The organism is Neisseria sp. P0014.S009, assembly GCF_051958155.1.
Taxonomy (GTDB): Bacteria; Pseudomonadota; Gammaproteobacteria; order Burkholderiales; family Neisseriaceae; genus Neisseria; species Neisseria flavescens_C.
Genome location: NZ_JBQCVS010000160.1, coordinates 1 through 258, shown reverse-complemented (window position 1 = coordinate 258; position 258 = coordinate 1). Strand labels below are relative to the sequence as shown.

The 258-nt window shown below is 64.3% G+C and carries 1 protein-coding gene; it reads left to right on the top strand.

Annotated features, from left to right (window positions below; genetic code table 11):
- Nucleotides 1-258 (top strand): hypothetical protein (locus ACTHS4_RS12120; RefSeq protein WP_440366011.1); only part of this gene is annotated, 258 nt, incomplete at both ends.

Genomic DNA, 258 nt, shown 5'->3' with positions numbered 1-258 from the left:
CGACAACCGCGGCACCCTGGCCGGTCGGCGCATCGTCGATCTGGCCGCCGGCGACATCAGCAACAGCGGCCGCATCGGCGGCAAAAACGTCATACTCGACGCCCAACAACAAATCGACATCACCGGCGGCAGCATCGAAGCCGAACGGCTGCTCAGCCTCAAAGCCGACAACATCACCCTCCAAAGCAGCACCGCCCAAAGCGGCGACTCGCACAACGGCCGCACCACCGTTGACCGTGTGGCCGGACTGTATGTCAG